The following is a 393-nucleotide window of genomic DNA, read 5'->3' as shown; positions in this document are numbered from 1 at the left end:
TGACCATGCGGGTACAGGTAAGACATATTTGGCTGTGGCTGTGGCTGTGTCCAATTTGATCGCAGGCACCGTGGACCGCATTATTTTGTCCCGTCCTGCTGTCGAAGCCGGAGAAAGCCTTGGCTTTTTACCTGGGGATTTGAAAGACAAAATTGATCCCTATCTGCGGCCGTTGTATGACGCGCTTTATGATATGTTGCCTGCGGAACAGGTGGCGAAAAAAATGGCGTCTGGTGAAATTGAAATTGCCCCGCTGGCCTATATGCGAGGGCGTACGCTGTCCAACAGTTTTGTGATTTTAGACGAGGCACAAAATACCACAGCCATGCAAATGAAAATGCTTTTGACCCGTTTTGGCGAAAATAGCAAAATTATTTTCTGCGGCGAAGGAAT

The 393-nt window shown here is 47.8% G+C and carries 1 protein-coding gene; it reads left to right on the top strand.

The window, feature by feature from the left end:
• A partial coding sequence (locus CIL05_RS21660; protein ID WP_133065319.1) for a PhoH family protein occupies positions 1 to 393 on the top strand: 393 nt, incomplete at both ends.

It is taken from the genome of Virgibacillus profundi (assembly GCF_002287375.1).
Classification (GTDB): Bacteria; Bacillota; Bacilli; order Bacillales; family Amphibacillaceae; genus Virgibacillus_K; species Virgibacillus_K profundi.
Note: the sequence above shows the minus strand (reverse complement) of the source record. Positions and strands in the feature narration are given on the sequence as shown.